The sequence below is a fragment of the Nitrosospira sp. Nsp2 genome (genome assembly GCF_003050965.1).
Taxonomy (GTDB): Bacteria; Pseudomonadota; Gammaproteobacteria; order Burkholderiales; family Nitrosomonadaceae; genus Nitrosospira.
Genome location: NZ_QAOU01000010.1, coordinates 69,143 through 87,756 on the forward strand (window position 1 = coordinate 69,143; position 18,614 = coordinate 87,756).

Sequence of the window (18,614 nt, forward strand, 5' to 3'; positions counted from 1 at the left end):
CCCCCTTTCACGTTTAATGCCGCCCGTCAGGCCAGACTGCCGTCAGCGCGATATTTGAAGGCGTAGGTGTAGAAAATCTGCACGTCGGCGAGATTAGCGCTATTCACGCCTTCGCCCAGCGCCACCCGCCAGGTATCCACGGGTGATGCGTCCTTCCACGCAGCGAACGGGGCCATGGTATCCGCCGCTCCCGCGATCGTGCCCTGCGCACTGGTGTTTGCCGTAACGCTACTGCCATCCGACACCCGCGTAATGATGAGGGGCACATTCTCCATGCTGGCGGTTCCGGCCGGCAGCAACCGGATACCGAAGGCGGTGAGGGTGGGCGACTCGTGGTTGAAAGCAATCGAGCTGGCGTTGACGGCGAAGTCGACGCTGCGTTCGGCATCGAGGCGGAAGTACTCGTCGGGATACTGAAAGCGGGAAGAGAGCACGGTCGAGCGGCCGCCGGTGGACGGATACAGCGCTCTTACATGCGCCGCCAGGCTATCGTTGAAATCGGCATCGAAGTAAATAACGAACTTTATGTCGCTGATCGCGTTGTAATCGATGTTGTTGCCTGAGCGTGGAATTTCCAGCGTCCATTCGCACTGCGGCCCCATGTTCTCGAACTGGCCAAGCATCTCTTCCGATGGCTGAAAGACTGCGATATCGCGCCGGAACTGATAGCTCGACATCACCATCCGCTCCACCGGCATCACGCGGGTAAACTTGACCCAGGCACCGCTCACCATCCGCCACTCGGCGCTGATACCGTTGTTGGTGAGGAAGCCGCTGGCGCCTTCGAGCGGCACCAGACCTTCGACGAACAATTCGATTTTCTTGATCTTGCGGCGATAAGTGCCGGGGTAGCGTCTATCGAATATCTCGAGGTCGGTGCGAAACGGCAGAATCCCCGTGTTGACAAAGGTGGCGAAACTGCTCGGAAACTCTTCACGCAACGACAGCGCCAGGCGCACCGGATTTTTCTTTTGGGCATTTTCCAGATAGTCGGTGGTAAACGAGAGGATATCGCGCTTCAAATGATCGCCGCCAAGCAAGCCCGCGGGCACCCCGAGCATATAATCGGTGCGAATACGATTGAGTCGACGGTCGAATTCGAGGTCGTAACCGCGTTCCATCAGCAGGGCGGCGTAGATGGCGGCGTCCAGGTAGCTGCGCGCAAGATCCTGCAGCTGCGCGGCCAACTGAAACCACAAGTCTTCATCGAACAGCCGGTTCTCGCTGTACTCCAGCACTTCCTGCGACGCTTCCAACCGCTTCTGTTGCAGGATGACGTTCAGCGCCTGCACCTCGTAACGCACCTGCGCCTGCTGCTCCCGCGTCTGCGCCATCGCCACTTCGGCCCCGGCTTCTGCCCGCTGACGCTCGATACGGTTGCGTTGCAATTCCCAATCCAACCACTCGCGCTTCTCGCCAACCGTATCGAAAAACTCTTCCACAGTGCCTTCGTAGTCGTGCCGCGCACCATCATAACGAACGCCAGTGTAGCGAATATCCTGATCATTGGCGGCTGCGCTGGCCCATGACAAGGCGGCATTCATCGAGGTCAATTCGCGCCCCTTGGTATCCCACTCCGCAAGCGCGTCGTCGGCATTCTTCCTGCGCACCTCGGCATATTCACGCGTGCGACGGGCAGCCTCGACCTCCAGTGCGGCGTCCTCCATGCGTTTGTTTTCAATGGAAAGCGCAGCCTTGTTCACGTCAACGGCGCTTTCCATCTGCATATGCTCGATTTTCTGGTTTTCGGCCGTCGACCGATAACCGATGAACGTCCGTTCCGCCTCGATTGCGCTATCCGCCATATACGTCGCCACCGATTGCAGATACTTGTAGCGGAAAATCGGCGCGTGATCCGCGCTAATGCCGAAGTAATTGAAGTTGTTGGTGAGGTATTTGAGCCGCATGGCCGCCTGCGCGATGATGGCCGCCACTTTTGGGTTCACGGGACCGCGCGGCTCGTTCTTCAGTTCCTTGATGACTTCGGCGGCCGGCGCCTGCATGATGCCGAATTTGCCTTGATAAAGCTCCGTCGAGGGTACAGTCAGGTCCGTGAGCAGGATGAATTCGTATTTCTCCCTTGCGGCAGCGCGCTGATCGCGCCGGGACAAGCTATTGCCCCATTGCAGGTACACATCGGCCATTTTCAGCCACACGTAGGGCGCCTCAATGCCGAGATTGAGGAAGGGATAAGCCAGTACCGAGCGATACTCCTTCAACGCTTTGTCATACAAGCCCATCGCGGCATAGCTGTCGCCGATGGCGATCGGCAGGACGAAGAAATACAGATGCACGAAGTAGGTGACAAAATTCACCTCCACCACTTCGTAAAAGTTGAGGTCTTCGAGCACCGTCGCCTGGATGCGGTTGTTGTAGACGGTGTCGGTCAGGCTGGTGGTAAACGTATTCGCCTCCAGCGAAAGCGTCCTGGCGCCGGCCGGAAAGAACAACCCGATTGTCTTCACCGCCGCGGCGCCTGCACCGTCCGCCGCAGCCTGTTCGATCATGGCGGTGGCGCTTTTCCAACCCGTTACGTCAGCGACCATCATGAGCCGCGTCGCTTGGGGTTGAACTACGCCGGCACGCACTTCGACCCGGGCAATTGCTGCATCGGGCCTTAACAGATCATGCAGGTTTAACGAGCCGCCCGTGGCGAGGCGCACTGTGCGTTCGGGTGCTGCTGCCGCGAGGACCGAGCCCGCGGCCGGCGCTGCACCACCGCCGTCGATTTCGCGCTGCAAGTTCGCCCGGTTGATGCGCACCACGTCGACCGCTTCAAGGTTGCCCGCACGCGAATAAAGCTGCTCGGCTTTGGTAAAGCCGGCAAGCGCCTGCTCCAATGCGGCCCGACGCTCATTCCCGTCGGCGTAGGTGACGAGCATCGATGCCGACTCATTCGTTAGTTGAGCCGCCCATTCCAGATTGCCACTTTCAGCGGCGGCCGTCGCCGCAGCCTCATACAGCTTCGCGGCCTCGCGCCAGTTGCCTGAGACAATCAGTTCCCGCGCCCGCTCGCGCTGGCTCAGCACATCGTCTGTTACGACGCGCCGGGGGTCGATGCCAACGTCTGACCATTTGGAAAACACCGGGTTAGCCGGCAGTTCGCCGGCCTTTATCACGCGCTCGTCGCTCAACGGCAGCTTGACCCCCGCACCCGGCGTCAGCTTAAGCACTTCTCGGCGGGAAAATTCCATGAGCTGGGTTGCCTTGACCGCGCTCCAGTCGAGGTCGAGATAAAGGCCGAGGCCCGGGGCACGCGGCATCTCAGGATGGCTTTGCTCAAGGATTTTCTGGCGCAAGGCCAGATAGTTCTGGAGCGCGATCGAATACTCTCGATGAAAGAAATTCAGGTTCGCTTCCGAAAGCAGATCGCGATAGTCGCGCTCAGTCGTTGAGGCAGGGTCGGCAACAGCCATGCGCGTGCGTGGCAGTCGCTCGGAAACTCGCGGGTACAACTTGCGGATAGAAACAAAGTTTTCCTGATACACGGCCATTGGCCCTCCCCCTTCTTTTTAGTTGGACGCATCCTCAGCTAGACTCAACCATATCAACATAGGATACGAAATTGCCCACGTCAAGTCACGCAAGGTTTAAATAAATCCTCGCGAATCGATCCCGATCGAAGGTAACGGAACGGGACACCGGAATTGGGCGGCGAACCGCGAGCCGGCCGATGCACACGACCATTGACCATACAAGCCTGACCTTGGATACTCTGTGCTTCAGCGGGATTACTGCCCGCGCGGCACGGTTCAGTGCATTAAAAAGTCGGCAATAAAGGAGGTCTTTGAATGGTTTCCCGACGTACATTCCTGAAGTACACCGGCAGTACGATGCTTACGCTGTTCGGCTTCGACAAGCTCAGCGGCATTTCTAAAGCGATCGCGGCGATTCCGGGAGGCACGCTCGACCCGAACCTAATAAAGAAATTCAAGACACCCCTGTTTACGCTGCCGGCCATGCCGAAAGCGGGCAAAATCAAGCTCAAGGGCGGAAAGGTCGCCGATTATTACGAGATTTCCATCAAGCAATTCTCCCAACAGATCCTGCCCACGGGGTCACCGGCCACCACCGTTTGGGGATACGGCCCAGTCCATTCCGTGGAGGAAAAGGCTCTCGTTTATCACGCCCCCTCGCTTACGATTGAAGCGAATTGGGACGTGCCGGTGATCGTGAAGTGGACCAATGACCTCAAGGACCAGGCGACAGGCGACTATCTGCCGCATCTGCTGCCTGTCGATCCTACGCTGCACTGGGCCAACCCGCCGGGTGGAAAGGCGGGACGCGACTCGCGACCAAGCTTTGCCGCCACTCCTCGCGGCTACCAGGGCCCCGTCCCCATCGTGACGCACGTGCACGGCATGGCCGGGGTTCCCGACCACAGCGACGGCTACGCAGAGGCGTGGTACCTTCCCGCGGCTCGCAATATCCCTGCGGAGTATGCCGCCACGGGAACCTGGTACGGGTTCTTCAACGAGAAAGCGAACGGCAGCGAGCCCGGTTGGGGCCGGGGAAGCGCGACCTTCACCTATCCCAATGCACAGCATGCTTCCACGCTCTGGTACCACGACCATACGCTCGGCATGACGCGGGTGAATGTCTATACCGGTCCGGCTGGTTTTTACATCATCCGCGGGGGCCCGGCGGGCGACGACGCGGTAAAAGACAAGGCCACGGGCGGCTCCGCAGTCCTCCCCGGCGCTGCGCCGAAACAAAAGGACAAGGTTCCCTCGACTAGGGCACTCCAGGAAATTCCGCTGGTGATCCAGGACCGGTCGTTCAACGCCGATGGTTCACTGTTTTATCCTCAGACCCGGGCTTTCTTCGACGGCACGACAGGCCCGTTCATTCCCGAGTCCGATATTTCCCCTCTCTGGACTCCAGAATTCTTCGGCAACACGATGATGGTGAATGGCAATACGTGGCCATTTCATACCGTAGAGCAGCGGCGCTATCGCTTGCGTCTGTTAAACGGCTGCAACTCCCGCTTCCTGATACTCGATTTCAGTAGCATTCCCGGCGTGGAGGTGTGGATGATCGGCAGCGAAAGCAGCTTCCTCGCTGCCCCCGTGAACATGTCGACAGTCAATGGCAACAGGATACTGCTGGCGCCATCCGAGCGGGCGGACGTCATCGTCGACTTTGCCAAAGTACCCGTAGGCCGACACGTTCTCAGAAACGTGGGGCCGGACGAGCCCTTTGGCGGTGGTGAGCCGGGCAAGGATTTTCCTGTCGCCGAACCCGCCACCACCGGTCAGATCCTGGAATTTCGCGTCGTCCGGGCAAAGGCGGCTGATCATACAACCGGGCCGGCGAACCTTTTGCTGCCCCCTGTCGAGGCACTCCCGCCAGCTATCGTGACACGTTCCCTGGCGTTGCTGGAAGAGATGTCCAACCGCTTCGAGGATGCCCCGGCCCAGACCCTGCTCGGCACCGTGGCCGACCCCGGCACCGCGCCGGCGAAGGCGGTAAAACAGATGTGGATGGACCCCGTCACCCAGAACCCGGCTGTGGGCGCGACCGAAATGTGGGAGTTTTTTAACACCACCGAGGATGCGCACCCGATGCATATCCACGCCGTGTCGTTTGAACTGGTCAATCGGCAACCGATCGTTGTCGACGAGGAAAATGGAACGGTACAGATGGCAACTGACTCCCAGCCCCTGCCGCCGGAGCCGTGGGAATTGGGCCGCAAGGACACCATCATTGCTTACCCCGGCCAGGTCACCCGGGTGAAGATGACCTTCACAACGCCGGGGCAGTACGTCTGGCACTGCCACATCCTTGAGCACGAGGACAATGAGATGATGCTCCCGTACCGTATCGGACCGGTTCAGCCAGAGCAGCCGGGGCAGCCATAGATCGGCCTCCTTTTCTACTACCGATCTTACTGACTAACGTAGCAAGCTGGTTGAGCACGCTTGGGCACGCTTCCCAAGGTCGAGCGTTTGCTCTGTGCGCCGCCTCGTGCCCCGGTTGCATATATTCCTTTTGCTGAGAATGTGTCGGATCCATGTCCAAGGTGTCGAAAAGCATTACACATCATCCGTCATCCATTGCCCCACGAGCGAATAGCGCTACATGTCAGCAGGTTATATTATCGGCACATATATTGCTTGCGATTTCCTGATGCGGCTATGTTCCCCCTCCGACGTCACTCAGTTACAGTCGTTGATGCGCAAAAAGTGGTTAAAATTGTTTAAACGCCTGATTACCTGACAGAGAAGCAGGAAAGGACAGACTTATGCAACTTACCCGATTTCTAGTCACCAATTTTCGCTCTGTCGAAAATAGCAATTGGGTTGAGGTGGATAAGGTTACTGCGCTGATCGGCGTGAATGAATCGGGGAAAACAAACCTTCTGGTTCCGCTCTGGAAGCTAAACCCGGCGACAGGGGGAGAAATTCAGCCGGCTTCTGACTATCCCAAGAAACATTTCGGCGCCATACGCCAAGCCCCGCAAAATTACTGCTTCATAACAGCGGAATTCGAGACTGGGCCCCTCGCAGGCGAACTCTCCCGGAAGGCGGGAATAACCCCGGAAGCGGCCGCGCTGGTATCCGTAAAACGGTACTTTAATGGGGAGTACGCCGTTTCTTTCCCCCAATCTGAAGGTTTTACCGGCGTAGACGCGTCAGACGTAAACTCGGAGGTAAAAAAACTGATCGCTGGTGCCATGAGAAGCATCACCGACTTGGCGCCGTCCACGCAAGAACATGAGTTGAAAGAAATTGTTCTCACAAAGTTGAATCAGATGCACGACACTCTCGCGGAGCCGCGTCTATCAGCGAGCGACGCTTCAGAATTTAAACGAGAGTTGCAATTCCTGATTCAGGAACCCGATAGAAGAACCACGGCAGTTTATAGTCACGTAGCGGAACTGCTGGATGCAATCGAACTGATAACCTCCGAAATTACGTCCCCGGGTGAAGGCGCCGCGGATGTAACAGATATCGTCCTCGGCGCACTGCCCAAATTCGTTTATTACTCCGAATTCGGCAACCTGGATTCTGAAATTTATCTTCCCCACGTTGTACAAAATCTTCAAAGAAACGACCTCGGCTCTAAAGAAGCAGCCAAAGCCCGAACCTTGCGCGTCCTGTTCAAATTCGTAGGGCTTGAGCCAGGCGACATACTGGAACTCGGTCAGGACCTACGGGATGCGCGCAACAACCAGCGTGAGCCCACCGCCGACGAGATCAGTGAGATTGCCCTGAAAAAAAGGGAGCGTTCGATACTGCTTCAATCCGCCGGGGCTGTCCTGACGGAAAAGTTCAGAAACTGGTGGAAGCAAGGAGATTACAAATTCCGCTTCGACGCGGATGGCAGTCACTTCCGGATATGGGTGTCCGACGACCGCCGCCCGGAGGAAGTGGAGCTTGAGAGCAGAAGCACCGGCCTTCAGTGGTTCCTTAGCTTTTATCTCGTATTTCTCGTGGAAAGCGAGGGCGAGCACCAACGTGCGATATTATTGCTGGATGAGCCTGGATTGTCACTGCACCCGCTGGCGCAAAGGAATCTGTCGGCCTTCTTCGATAATTTGGCCAATTTCAACAGAATTCTTTACACAACCCATTCACCGTTTCTGATCGACGCGGAGCATCTGGGGCGAGCGCGCAAGGTCTATATATCCGAAAATGGCACGACCAAGGCGACGCCTGACCTACGCCATGTCGAAAAAGATCCCCGGCAGGCAGGTGCGGCCTACGTCGTACACTCCGCACTGCATCTGAACGTCGCGGAGAGTCTGCTGCTCGGCTGTCAACCTGTTATCGTCCTGGGTCCGTCCGATCAATATTATCTCTCGACCATCAAAACGCTGCTCATCGGCGCAAATAAAATCTCACCAAAGCGCGAACTGGTCTTTGCTCCGTCAGGCGGCAGCAAAACAGCAGAGGTAGTCGCTAGTATCATCACGGGGCGAGACGAGCCTTTGCCAAAAATACTTCTCAGTGGCGATGAGCCAGGAAAGCGGATCAGTCAGGAATTGAAATCAGGACCGTATCACGGCGTAGAGGAAAGGGTTTTATCAACGGACACTTATGTCGGCTTTACCGGCTCTGAACTCGAAGATTTAATACCCGCTTCATTCTTCGCTCAAGTGATCGACCGCTGGGAAAGAAATTCCGAGATTCCGTTTGCAGATGTGGTGGTTAGCGGCAAGCCGCTTGTTGGTCAGGTCGAAGCCTGGGCGGAAACCCAAGGAGTAACGTTACGCGAGGGATGGAAGATTGAAGTTGCAAAGCGGACAAAAGAGGTGGCCCTTAAAAAGGGCGTCAGCGCATTCGATCATGCCACCACCGGACGGTGGGTTAAATTGTTCCAGGAACTGCTTGCGACCAGGGGTTAGCTGGCGCAGCGCCATGTTTGGGCACTCTGCGTTCGATATCGTTCGATTTTAGAGTGAGCGCCGATACAGGTACGCGCTCAACTGGTACTTTATTCCCTTCACAGTCTAGTCTGATGTGGACTTTCGTATTCGCACCAGCGCTTCGCCCATGTGTTTATTGGCGACGCGATCACGTCCTGCTTTGCCATTTTCGATCGCCTGCTCCAGGTTCTTGACTGCTTGCGCCATCTGGGCGCGCTGTGCCGCGTGCCGCTTTTCGGATGCCCTAGCATGCCTTAGACTTTCCTCGGCGTGCTCCAGCAACTTTTTCATGCGGCCGTCGTCTCCGTGTGCCTTCGCCCTTGCAGCATGCTCAAGCGCAGAAGCCATGGGATCCTCGCCGGCGATAGCCGGAACACTGAGAAAAAATGCCAAGCTGCTCATTGCAAAAGTCGCCCCTAGATTTCTCATGACAAGATCCCCTCTGACAGTCGGATTCAAAAGCAGGTTAAGACCATTCGGCATTCCCGTTCTTTCCGTAAGACCAACTTCGCCAACTGACACGGCTAAGCCAAGCTGTTCCAGCAGTTAATAGGGATCGAAGGCTTGCGACGGCCATCAACCGACCCGCGCCCTGCCTGGTTGCGATCCCGACCACGAAGCAAAACGCCGTCCTATAAGAAACAGCGTCGCTTCCTTCGCCAATTTCTACAAACGAGACCGGTAATTTTTTATAGCACAAAACGGAAAGGAAAAATGACGTCGCGTCTATCCGGTAATTACGTTCCGGTCTTCGGGCGCTTCCTGCGGAAAGAGTGGCCGCGGGCTCTCGATTCACGGAGCGCATGAGCCTCGCGCTCCATGTGATGTCTGATGATCAACGACAAAGCTCATCCTCTTCACCCAGTGGAGCGAGTGACGAAGTACAAGATGCCTCGAAGAGCTATTACCGCCAGCGCACAAAGCAAAGGAGGATGACTGATCTACTAATTCAACTCAGATGTAGGAATGTCGTCCGGCCGGTTTTGCGGGCCATACATCCGGGGGTCACAATATTGGCATTTAACAGCCATTCCTGTACTTGAGCGATGTCGGCCTGGTGATCGGCATCGTGCGCTTTACGCAAAAACTCGAACGACAGCTTACCGCTGTTTCGGTAGAAAGATAATAGAAGATGTATGGCTAATCAGATATGGCGCGTAATGCCACTCCAGTTGTTCCCCGCCTAGCTCAACTCAGAGGCGGCTCCAGAAGCTTAAAGCTCCCAAGGAATGTTTTAATTGGCAAATGTGTTATCAATAGGTAGAGAGCCCCTTACTACTGCCAAGGCTGCCATCGCGGCCGTCGGACGCGTTCGTGGTATGGGCGATACGCACCCTGTCTCCACTAGCGATGCCGTCGGGCGGGCTTTCGATTACAAGATCCTCGGGAGCGAGGCCTGAACCCAGTTCAATGACCTTGCCGAGATCACGCGCAATCGTCACCGGTTTCAACATAACTATGTCATCAGCAGTAACCGTTGCCACGCGCAATCCTGCCTTGTCGAACATCAGCGCGCTTGCGGGAACGCTAAGTACAGCCTTGCTGGCGGGCAGTTCCAAATTCACATTTGCAAATGCCCCCGGCATCAGTTCGGCATTGGAATTATCAACGTGAATTTGCACCAGGGTCGTCCCCGATACCGTATTAACCGCCTGTGACGACTCGGCTACAGTTGCAGCATAAGTCTTATCCGGATGTTCCGGGACGCTGATGACTGCCTTGGTACCCGGTGGAATGCTTGGCACGTAGGTCTGTGGCACATTGACATAGACGCGCAATGTATTCGTCTTCGACACTTCGAAAAGCTCCTGGCCCGTCCCGCTGCCGCCATTTACGAGTGCACCGATGTCCGTGAATCGTGCAGTGACCAGACCATCAAAGGGTGCAACGATACGGGTAAAAGCTTTCAATGCCTGCAAGCGGTCCACATTCGCCTGTGCGGCATTTACCAATGCCTGCTTGGTGCTGAAATCACCTGTTTTCTCTGAGGCCGCCTGTGGCGAAACATAGCCTGAGTTCAGCAGCAGCTGCCAGCGTTCGGCTGTGGTCTTGGCAAGCTGTGCAGTGGCCTGCGAGCTGGCGAGATCGGCCTTCGCCTGCAGCAGCTCCTGATCGAGATCCGGCGTATCGATTTCCGCGATCAACTGGCCGGCTTTCACGCGAGTGCCGATGTCCGCTTTCCAGCTTTTCAGGTAGCCAGTGACGCGGGCATATAGCAGCGCACGTGAATAGGCTTGCAGGCGACCGGGCAAATCAAGTGATGCGGCGTTGCCGGCAATGCCGGGTTTAAGAACGGCAACAACCGGGATAGCCCGCTCGTCGGTCCAGTTGCGTAGCTGTCTGTTATCGAAAGCTCGCATACCGAGGCCTGCGACAACAATGACAATAACGACGGCTATTGCGGCGACACCAAAAACGCGCAGTGAGCGTGTCGAGACCCGAGGTGCGGAGGGATCAGGCGGCATGCGATTCTCCAGAAATGGAGCCCGGTGCAGGCGCCTTGCCATGCCTTCCATGCACGATGCTGAAAACAACGGGAACGAAGATTAATGTTGCAACGGTGGCAAACATAAGGCCGCCGATCACCGCGCGGCCGAGCGGCGCGTTCTGTTCGCCGCCTTCACCCATGCCCAGTGCCATAGGCACCATGCCGATGATCATCGCCAATGCTGTCATCAGAACCGGTCGGGAACGTACGAATCCGGCTTCCAGGGCAGCTGCGGTAGCGTCTCCTATTGCATCGAGACGCTCGCGCGCAAAGCTGATCATAAGGACGCTATTTGCGGTCGCCACACCCATGCACATGATCGCCCCGGTAAGCGCCGGCACCGAGATTGGCGTGTGCGTGACGAACAGCATCCATACGATCCCGGCAAGTGCTGCCGGAAGTGCGGTTATGATGACGAACGGATCGCTCCAGGATTGGAAGTTGACGACGATCAGAAAATAGATAAGCACAATGGCGCCAAGCAAGCCGAACAGCAAGCCGGAAAATGCATTCTCCATCGTTCGTACCTGGCCCAGCAACAGAACCGTTGACCCTTTCGGCACCTCGCTTGCGCTATCGGCCAGGATGCGGCGAAGCTCCGTTGCCACCGCGCCAAGATCTCGTCCCTGCGTTGTTGCGTAAATCTGCACCATCGGCTGAATATCATATTGGCTGACTAACGCATTGCCGCTGCTACGCGTAAAATTGGCAAGACCCCCGAGTACTTGCGAATTGCCGTTGCTGCCGCCCACCGGCAGGTCAGCGAGTGCAGCAAGCGTATCGAGGCGATATTGGGGCGTCTGTATCACGATGGGATACTGCACGCCATTCTGCGGATTCAGCCAGAAAGTGGGCGCAACCTGGCTGCTGCCAGCGAGGTTGGCGACCAAACTGTTGGTGACATCGCGCATGGTAACGCCAACCTGTTGCGCACGCGTGCGATCGACATCCACGTCAAAAATGGGCCTCCTGCGCGACTGCTGAATACGAACATCCGCAATGCCGGAAATCGCGCGTAGCTTGGGCAGCAAAAAGTTGGCGTAATCGAAATTTGCATCCAGGGTGTTGCCTCGGATCTGTAGTTCGATCGGCGCCGGCGAACCAAAATTCAGAATCTGGCTGACGATATCGGCTGGCGGAAATGAAAACGCTACGCCCGGAAATTGACGCGGCAACTCCTCCCGAAGCTTGCGCACATAGCCTTCGGTGGGCTGGTGACCTTGCTTCAGCGCGATCTGAATGTCGCCATCCTGCGTACCCATCACCCCCGAGTTGTTGTAGGTCAGATTAATGCTGCTGGGAGGAAGGCCGATGTTATCGATCATTACGTCGATGTCGTGTGGCGGAATGATCTTACGAACTGCTTTCTGGATCTCGGCGAACTGGTTCGCGGTTTCTTCAACCCGCGTACCGACCTGAGTACGCGCGTGCATCAAGATCTGGCCACTATCGACAGCTGGAAAGAAATTTCGGCCAAGAAATGGCAGAAGAAGAAAAGACCCCAGCACGAATGCAAGAAATCCGCTTATGAACGGCCGACGATGCGCAAGTGCCAGTTGCAGATACGCGCGATAGCCTGCACGGATGCGTTCGAAGCGCGCTTCGAAGCTACGCTGGAAACGCGTCAGGGAATTGCGCGGAGACTGATTATCGGCCCCCGGTATATGCGGTTTCAGCAGATACTTGGACATGGTCGGCACAAGCGTGCGCGAAAGGATGAACGACCACGCGATTGCAAACATGACCGCCACGGCCATCGGCACGAACAGAAAGCGCGCAACGCCCTCCAGGAAAAACATTGGCACGAAAACGATGCAAATGCACAGCAGCGAAACGAACGCGGGAGTGGCAATTTGCGTTGCGCCATCCATGATGGCGGTCTCAACGTCCTTGCCCTCCTCCAGGTGCAGGTTGATGCTCTCTATGGTTACGGTAGCATCATCGACAAGAATGCCAACGGCTAACGCAAGCCCCCCAAGAGTCATAATATTGAGGGTTTCGCCGAGTGCGGCCAGGCAAATGATCGCACCGAGGATCGACAGCGGAATCGACACCGCGACAATCAAGGTTGAGCGCCAGCTACCCAGAAACAGCAATATCATGATACTGGTCAGTACCGCGGCGATGGCGCCTTCCAATGCGACGCCCTTGATTGCTGCCCGCACGAACAAGGACTGGTCATTGATGGGTACAACCTGGAGATTGGCCGGTAAAGCCGGTTTGATCTCGGCCAGCTTCGCCCGGATACCAGCGACGATGGCAAGCGTTGAAGTCACGCCATTCTTCAGTACCGTCATCACTACGGAGCGCGTACCGTCAACGTGGACTATGTTGGTCTGGGGCGCACTGCCATCACGCACCTGGGCCACGTCGCGGATGTAAATGGTTGCGCCGTCGACAAACTTGATGGGCAGGTTTCCGAGATCCTCGATTACGGATGCAGCATTGTTCAGTTGCACCGTATATTCGAACGCGTCTATCTTCTGCGTGCCAATCGGCGTGATCAGGTTCTGTGCCGCAAGGGCATTGCCGACATCCTGGGCTGTCAATCCGCGCGCCTGCAGTGCGGGCGGATCAAGGTCGATCTGAATTTGCCGAGTCTTACCGCCATAGGGAAATGGGATCGCCGCGCCCTGAACGGTAACAAGGCGGATGCGAACCGTGTTGAGGGCGAGATCAGCCAGGGCTTGCTCGGACATGCCCTTCCCGGATAGTGCGAGCTGAAGAATCGGCACCGTCGAAGCGTTATAGTTGAGAATCAGCGGGGGCGTCGTACCCAGGGGCATTTGCCTTACAACGGTCTGCGAAATCGCGGTAACTTGCGCGTTAGCAACCGCTATGTCCACGCCCGGCTGAAAGAAGACCTTGATGATACCGGTGCCGGCGTACGAATTTGCTTCAATATGCTCGATGTCGTTTACTGTCGTCGTCAACGAGCGCTGAAATAGTGTCGTAATACGTCCTGCCATGTCATCAGGCGGCAAGCCCGTGTACTGCCACACCACGGCGACCACGGGAATACGAATATCGGGAAAAATATCGGTGGGCGTCCGAAGTGCTGTAAGCGGACCGATGATCAGGAGAAGAAGCGCCAGTACAACGAACGTGTATGGGCGCCGCAAGGCAACGCGAACAATCTCAATCATGCGAGATTCTGAAGAATGAGGTTCCTGCTCTAAAGAAAAAACAAGAGATCGTTGCCTTTACGTTGTCCCTTTGACTTCATCGCCCCCCTTGTTAGGGCGATGAATCATTGTAATCGGAAATACCGCCTGAAGAGGCTGCATTCGGAGAAAGTTATTTAAGGAGATGCTGCGGTGAACGATCTCCGCAACGTGTCACAAGGTAAGCTTTCGGCGAGACTTATCTTAACGAAAAGGAGTTTTGGGGTAAAGAACGGTCGCGGTCGAGCAGCTTGTCGCGTTATTGAGCAAGAGTCAAACAACTCGCTTCCAGCAGCAACCTCAGCGTTACCGGCGACGGCATGGAGCCACCTCCCCAGGAACCCGGTTCAGGCTGTTCCAGGAGTTAATAGCAGTCGGAAGTTAACGGCCGCGTTTTTCCGCAGCGTCTATTGACCGCACCGGCCTTATTGCAAACTCAAGCGATGGTATAGAACCACAACCAGCACCCGCGTTTATATTACTGCTACCCGCTCTACTCTTTCGTGGACTTTCGCATGTGCTTCAGCGCTTCTTCAACGTGGTTGGTGGCAACGTCCGCATGCTCTGCTTTAGCATGGGTAATTGCTTCCTGCAGGTGCTTGACCGATTCCGCCATATGCCGGCGCTGTTCTTCGTGCTGTTTTTCGGATGCCTTGGCGTGCTTCAGACTGTCCTCGGCATGCTTTAGCAACACCTTCGCATGGCCATCCTCTCCGTGCGCCTTGGCCATCGCAGCATGCTCGATCGCCTGGGCGGTGTGATCCTCGTGAGCCATAGCTGGAACACTCAGAAAAACTGCCAAACTGCTCATAACAAATGTTGCTCGTATATGTCTCATGGCAACCCCTCCATATGAAAGTCACAATTTTTAACAGCAGGATGGGGACGGTATCCCCGTCTTAACATAAGAAACGCATCACTTCCCTTGGCAGATTTCCATAAAAGAGAGATGCCTTTTTTTTATAGCACAAAAACGGAAAGGAAAAATGACGCGGTCTGGTGGGGGATTCAGGCTTTTGACGGGCAGGCGATTGCATGACTTCAGTCACTGCAATCATCGTGATTCATATCGGCCTCCGCGCTCCCATTGCACTCGGCACCGCATGCCGACTACGTACAACGGCTAAGGAGAACGCGACATCTGGCAGGTGGACGGTCGAGATATCCCTTTTGGTCGGAACCTATCTGCGTAAGCTGCCGCTCACCATCCCCATTTTAGCGTGTCGTATAAAGTCGCTAACCTCCTAAAATTTTACCAGTAGCGGGATAAGGGAAGCAACGTCTTCTCCCGACCCTCGGGACCTGATAGACGTCCTGCATAAGGGCAATGGGCGCTGGGTGCAGGGCAACAATTTGGCCAAATGGCACCGCACGAAGAAACGAGCAAACCGACCGGGAACACCGGTATCTTTATTCTTCTGTCATTGACATTTTGAAATGATCCAGCATTGGCTTCAAAATGTAATTCATCATTGTGCGCTCGCCTGTTTTCACGAATAAGTCTACCGGCATACCCGGTCGGATCTGCAAACTGGAAATCATTTCCGCTCCCTCAGGCGCAATCTTGACTTTGATCTTGTAGTGGGGGAAGCCGGTTTTTTCGTCGACAAGCCGGTCCGCCGAGACGTGGGTAACCACGCCTGGCACATGCGGAGTCAAGTTCTGGTTGAATGCCGTAAATATCAGCTCTACCGGGAGATCGGGATGGACCTTGTCGATGAGATGCACAGGCAACTGTCCTTCGATATCCAGCGCATCTTCACTGGGCACGATATCCATCATCCTGACGCCAGGACCGATTACGCCGCCAACCGTAAAGACCGACAACCCTACCACTGTTCCGTCGACGGGCGCTTTCACCACCGCGTTGGACAGGTCGTAATCCAGTCCTTTCAGCTGATTGGCAAGTGCCTCCGCTTCCCGCTGCACATCGGATAATTGGGTACGGACCTCCTTCTGGTACTCCTGCTGACGCTGTACGCGCCGAAGCTTGAATTCCGCGATCTGCCGCTGCCCGCGTCCGATATTCCCAATATCCTCGGATATTGCGGAACTGATCTGAGCATAAGTCTGCTCAAGTTCGAGCAGGCGATTGCGCGCGACATACCCCTCTTTGGCCAGGTCCCGCATTCCATGCAGTTGTTCCTTCAGGAATTCAAGCTGCGCCTTTTTGTTATCCCGCGATTCCTCCAATCCATGCGTTTGAAGTTGAAGGCCAATAATGTTTTCATCGAGGGCGCCTAATTCGCTTTTGATTGCCACCCTTCGCGAATTCCACAGGTGTTCCTGCATCCTTATATTGCTGGCGACGCGCGGGTCGTCTTTTTCCTTGAACAGTTCTGCAGGGAATTCGATTGCGCCCTTTCCGTCGCGCTCCGCTATCAGGCGGGCTTCCGCTGCACGCGCAGTAAAATACTGAATGCGCCTCATTTCCGCATTTGCGCTTGCCTGCACGCCGTTCAAATGCACCAGCTTTTGCCCTGCTTTCACACGGTCGCCTTCTTTCACCAGGATTGCATCCACGATGCCACCCGTGGGATGCTGCACGGCTTTTCGGTTTGTAGAAACAGTCACTGTGCCGCTCAGGGGCACCCCCTTGTCGAGTGGCGCCAGGGATGCCCATAGCAGGAAACCGCCGACCCCTGCAATGACAATCCACCATCCTGTTCGAATATAACCGCGCGGATTCGTGTCGACGTTGTATGAAACAAGCTCATCAGGAGAGAGGACAATGCCCTCGCCCGGATTAGGCTGCAGCTGATTTCTCATGCTTTACCGGTTGGGTCTGTTGTGTTAGTTGCTGGTTTTGCCTGGTCAATTCGGCGAGAACATCTGTGCGGGTGCCAAACGAGCGTGCCACCCCTTCCTGCAAAACCAGCAGCTTCGTCGTGGCGCCTAAGATATTGGGCCGGTGAGTAATCATTACGACCGTCTTTTGTCGGCTGCGCAGATCGTTGATCGCCGCCACCAACGCCGATTCCCCGGTTTCGTCGAGATTGGAGTTCGGTTCATCCAGCACAACGAGGGCAGGATCGCCGTACAGCGCACGTGCCAGCCCGATGCGCTGCTTTTGTCCGCCAGCCAAACCGGCACCCCCGTCGCCGAGCGGCGTATCATACCCTTGCGGGAAACGCAAAATCATGTCGTTAACGCCGGCACGCTTTGCTGCCAAAACCACCTCATCCGGATCGATTTTGCCAAAGCGCGCAATATTTTCGCTGACCGTTCCGCCGAACAGTTCTATGTCCTGCGGTAGATACCCGATATGCGGCCCTAGTTCAGCCTTATTCCACAGGTAGACATCCGCCCCATCCAGGCGCACTTTGCCAATCATCGAGGGCCAGATACCGACCAGCAACCGGGCGAGGGTGGATTTGCCCGCACCGCTGGGTCCGATGATGCCCAGCACGTCCCCGGGGAAAATGGCAAAACTGAGATTTTTAAGAAGAGCCGAAGATACACCGGGAGGGGCGGCCGTGACCGCCTCAACAGAAATGTGTCCGAGAGGCTTAGGCAGCGACATGCCGCCCTCCCGCATAGGATTGACCTGCAGCAACTCGTTGAGCCGCTGGTAGGCCCCGCGTGTATTGCTCCAGTTTTTCCACACGCCAATCAGTTGTTCGACCGGGCTTAATGCGCGGCCCATCAGGATGGATGCGACAATCATCATGCCTGGCGTAATTCTGCCGTCCAGTACAAGCAATGCTCCCAGCCCTAATATTAGTGATTGCATCGAGGTCCGGACAAACTTTGTGCCTGAGGCAATCATTCCAGCTTTTTCACTTGCTTCGGCCTGTAACTGCAAAAACCGGCTGTGCAACTTGAACCAGCGCGACATTAAATGGGGGAGCATTCCCATCGCGGCGATCACTTCTGCATTACGCAGGTTATTGCTGGCGAGATTGGCTGACTCAATTGCCATGGTGCTCGCCGCGGCAAGAGGTTTTCTTGATACTATTTCATTGATTAAGGCCAGCACGACCAGCACTATCGTCCCGCCCAGCGCGAACAAGCCCAGTATTGGGTCAAACAAGTAAATAACGATCAGGTAGACCGGAAACCAGGGAGCATCGAAAAACGCGAATGGCCCGTTACCCGTCAGGAATTGGCGAATGTTTGTCAGATCCTGCAGGGCTTGACCCGCGCTTCCGCCTGGACGCTTCAGGTTCTGCTCAAATGCCGCCTCGTAAATACGTTTGTTCATTTTCATGTCGAGTTGCCCGACACGTATCAGCACGAAGCTGCGTATGAATTCAAGGCTGCTCATAACCAGATAAGCAGCAAGCACTATCAAAGTGAGCATCAACAGGGTTGTTTCGTTACGGCTGGCAAGGACCCTGTCATAGACCTGCAACATGTAAAGGGCCGGTACCAGCATCAACAGGTTGATGATGGCACTAAAAACCCCAACGGTTCTGAAGGTTGCCTTGAAGCTACTTAGGACTTCGGCAATCTCGTTTTGTGCAACCTGGCGTCTGGCCATTATTAATTCAATCTCTACAGCGGCAACGTTCGACTTGATGGTCGTGAGTCGTACCGTCACAATAAATCGATAAACAACTCGTGAGGAAAAAGCGGTTGCAACAGATAC

At 55.8% G+C, this 18,614-nt stretch carries 9 protein-coding genes; 2 read left to right on the forward strand and 7 right to left on the reverse strand.

Annotated elements, in window-relative coordinates; translation table 11 throughout:
* Positions 1 to 26 precede the first annotated feature (26 nt).
* Positions 27 to 3,494, reverse strand: a complete 3,468-nt coding sequence (locus tag C8R31_RS15200) for a hypothetical protein (RefSeq protein WP_107694982.1) — start codon at positions 3,492 to 3,494, stop codon at positions 27 to 29.
* Between the two features lie 297 nt (positions 3,495 to 3,791).
* On the opposite strand from C8R31_RS15200, the gene C8R31_RS15205 reads away from it, so the two are divergent.
* A complete protein-coding gene (locus tag C8R31_RS15205; protein WP_107694984.1) occupies positions 3,792 to 5,861 on the forward strand; it encodes a multicopper oxidase family protein in 2,070 nt (689 codons plus the stop codon).
* A 383-nt stretch (positions 5,862 to 6,244) separates the two neighbouring features.
* Positions 6,245 to 8,350, forward strand: a complete 2,106-nt coding sequence (locus tag C8R31_RS15210) for an AAA family ATPase (RefSeq protein ID WP_107694986.1) — start codon at positions 6,245 to 6,247, stop codon at positions 8,348 to 8,350.
* 105 nt (positions 8,351 to 8,455) lie between these two features.
* On the opposite strand, the gene smbP (C8R31_RS15215) is transcribed toward C8R31_RS15210, so the two are convergent.
* The 6 genes from smbP (C8R31_RS15215) to C8R31_RS15240 all read right to left on the reverse strand — a co-directional run bounded on the left by smbP (C8R31_RS15215) (position 8,456) and on the right by C8R31_RS15240 (position 18,506).
* Entirely contained in the window at positions 8,456 to 8,800 is a 345-nt protein-coding gene (gene smbP, locus C8R31_RS15215; RefSeq protein WP_107695006.1) for a small metal-binding protein SmbP, read from the reverse strand.
* Between the two features lie 824 nt (positions 8,801 to 9,624).
* A complete protein-coding gene (locus tag C8R31_RS15220) occupies positions 9,625 to 10,836 on the reverse strand; it encodes an efflux RND transporter periplasmic adaptor subunit (protein ID WP_107694987.1) in 1,212 nt (403 codons plus the stop codon).
* Positions 10,826 to 14,005, reverse strand: a complete 3,180-nt coding sequence (locus C8R31_RS15225) for an efflux RND transporter permease subunit (protein ID WP_107694989.1) — start codon at positions 14,003 to 14,005, stop codon at positions 10,826 to 10,828. The genes C8R31_RS15220 and C8R31_RS15225 overlap by 11 nt, the downstream gene beginning before the upstream one ends.
* A gap of 511 nt (positions 14,006 to 14,516) precedes the next feature.
* Positions 14,517 to 14,861, reverse strand: coding sequence for a small metal-binding protein SmbP (gene smbP / locus C8R31_RS15230; RefSeq protein WP_107694991.1), 345 nt, complete (start codon positions 14,859 to 14,861; stop codon positions 14,517 to 14,519).
* A gap of 572 nt (positions 14,862 to 15,433) precedes the next feature.
* Positions 15,434 to 16,792, reverse strand: a complete 1,359-nt coding sequence (locus C8R31_RS15235; RefSeq protein WP_107694993.1) for an HlyD family type I secretion periplasmic adaptor subunit — start codon at positions 16,790 to 16,792, stop codon at positions 15,434 to 15,436.
* On the reverse strand, positions 16,770 to 18,506 hold the full coding sequence (locus C8R31_RS15240; protein WP_107694995.1) for a type I secretion system permease/ATPase: 1,737 nt from the start codon (positions 18,504 to 18,506) through the stop codon (positions 16,770 to 16,772). Before C8R31_RS15240 ends, C8R31_RS15235 begins: the two co-directional genes overlap by 23 nt.
* Between the last annotated feature and the right edge of the window lie 108 nt (positions 18,507 to 18,614).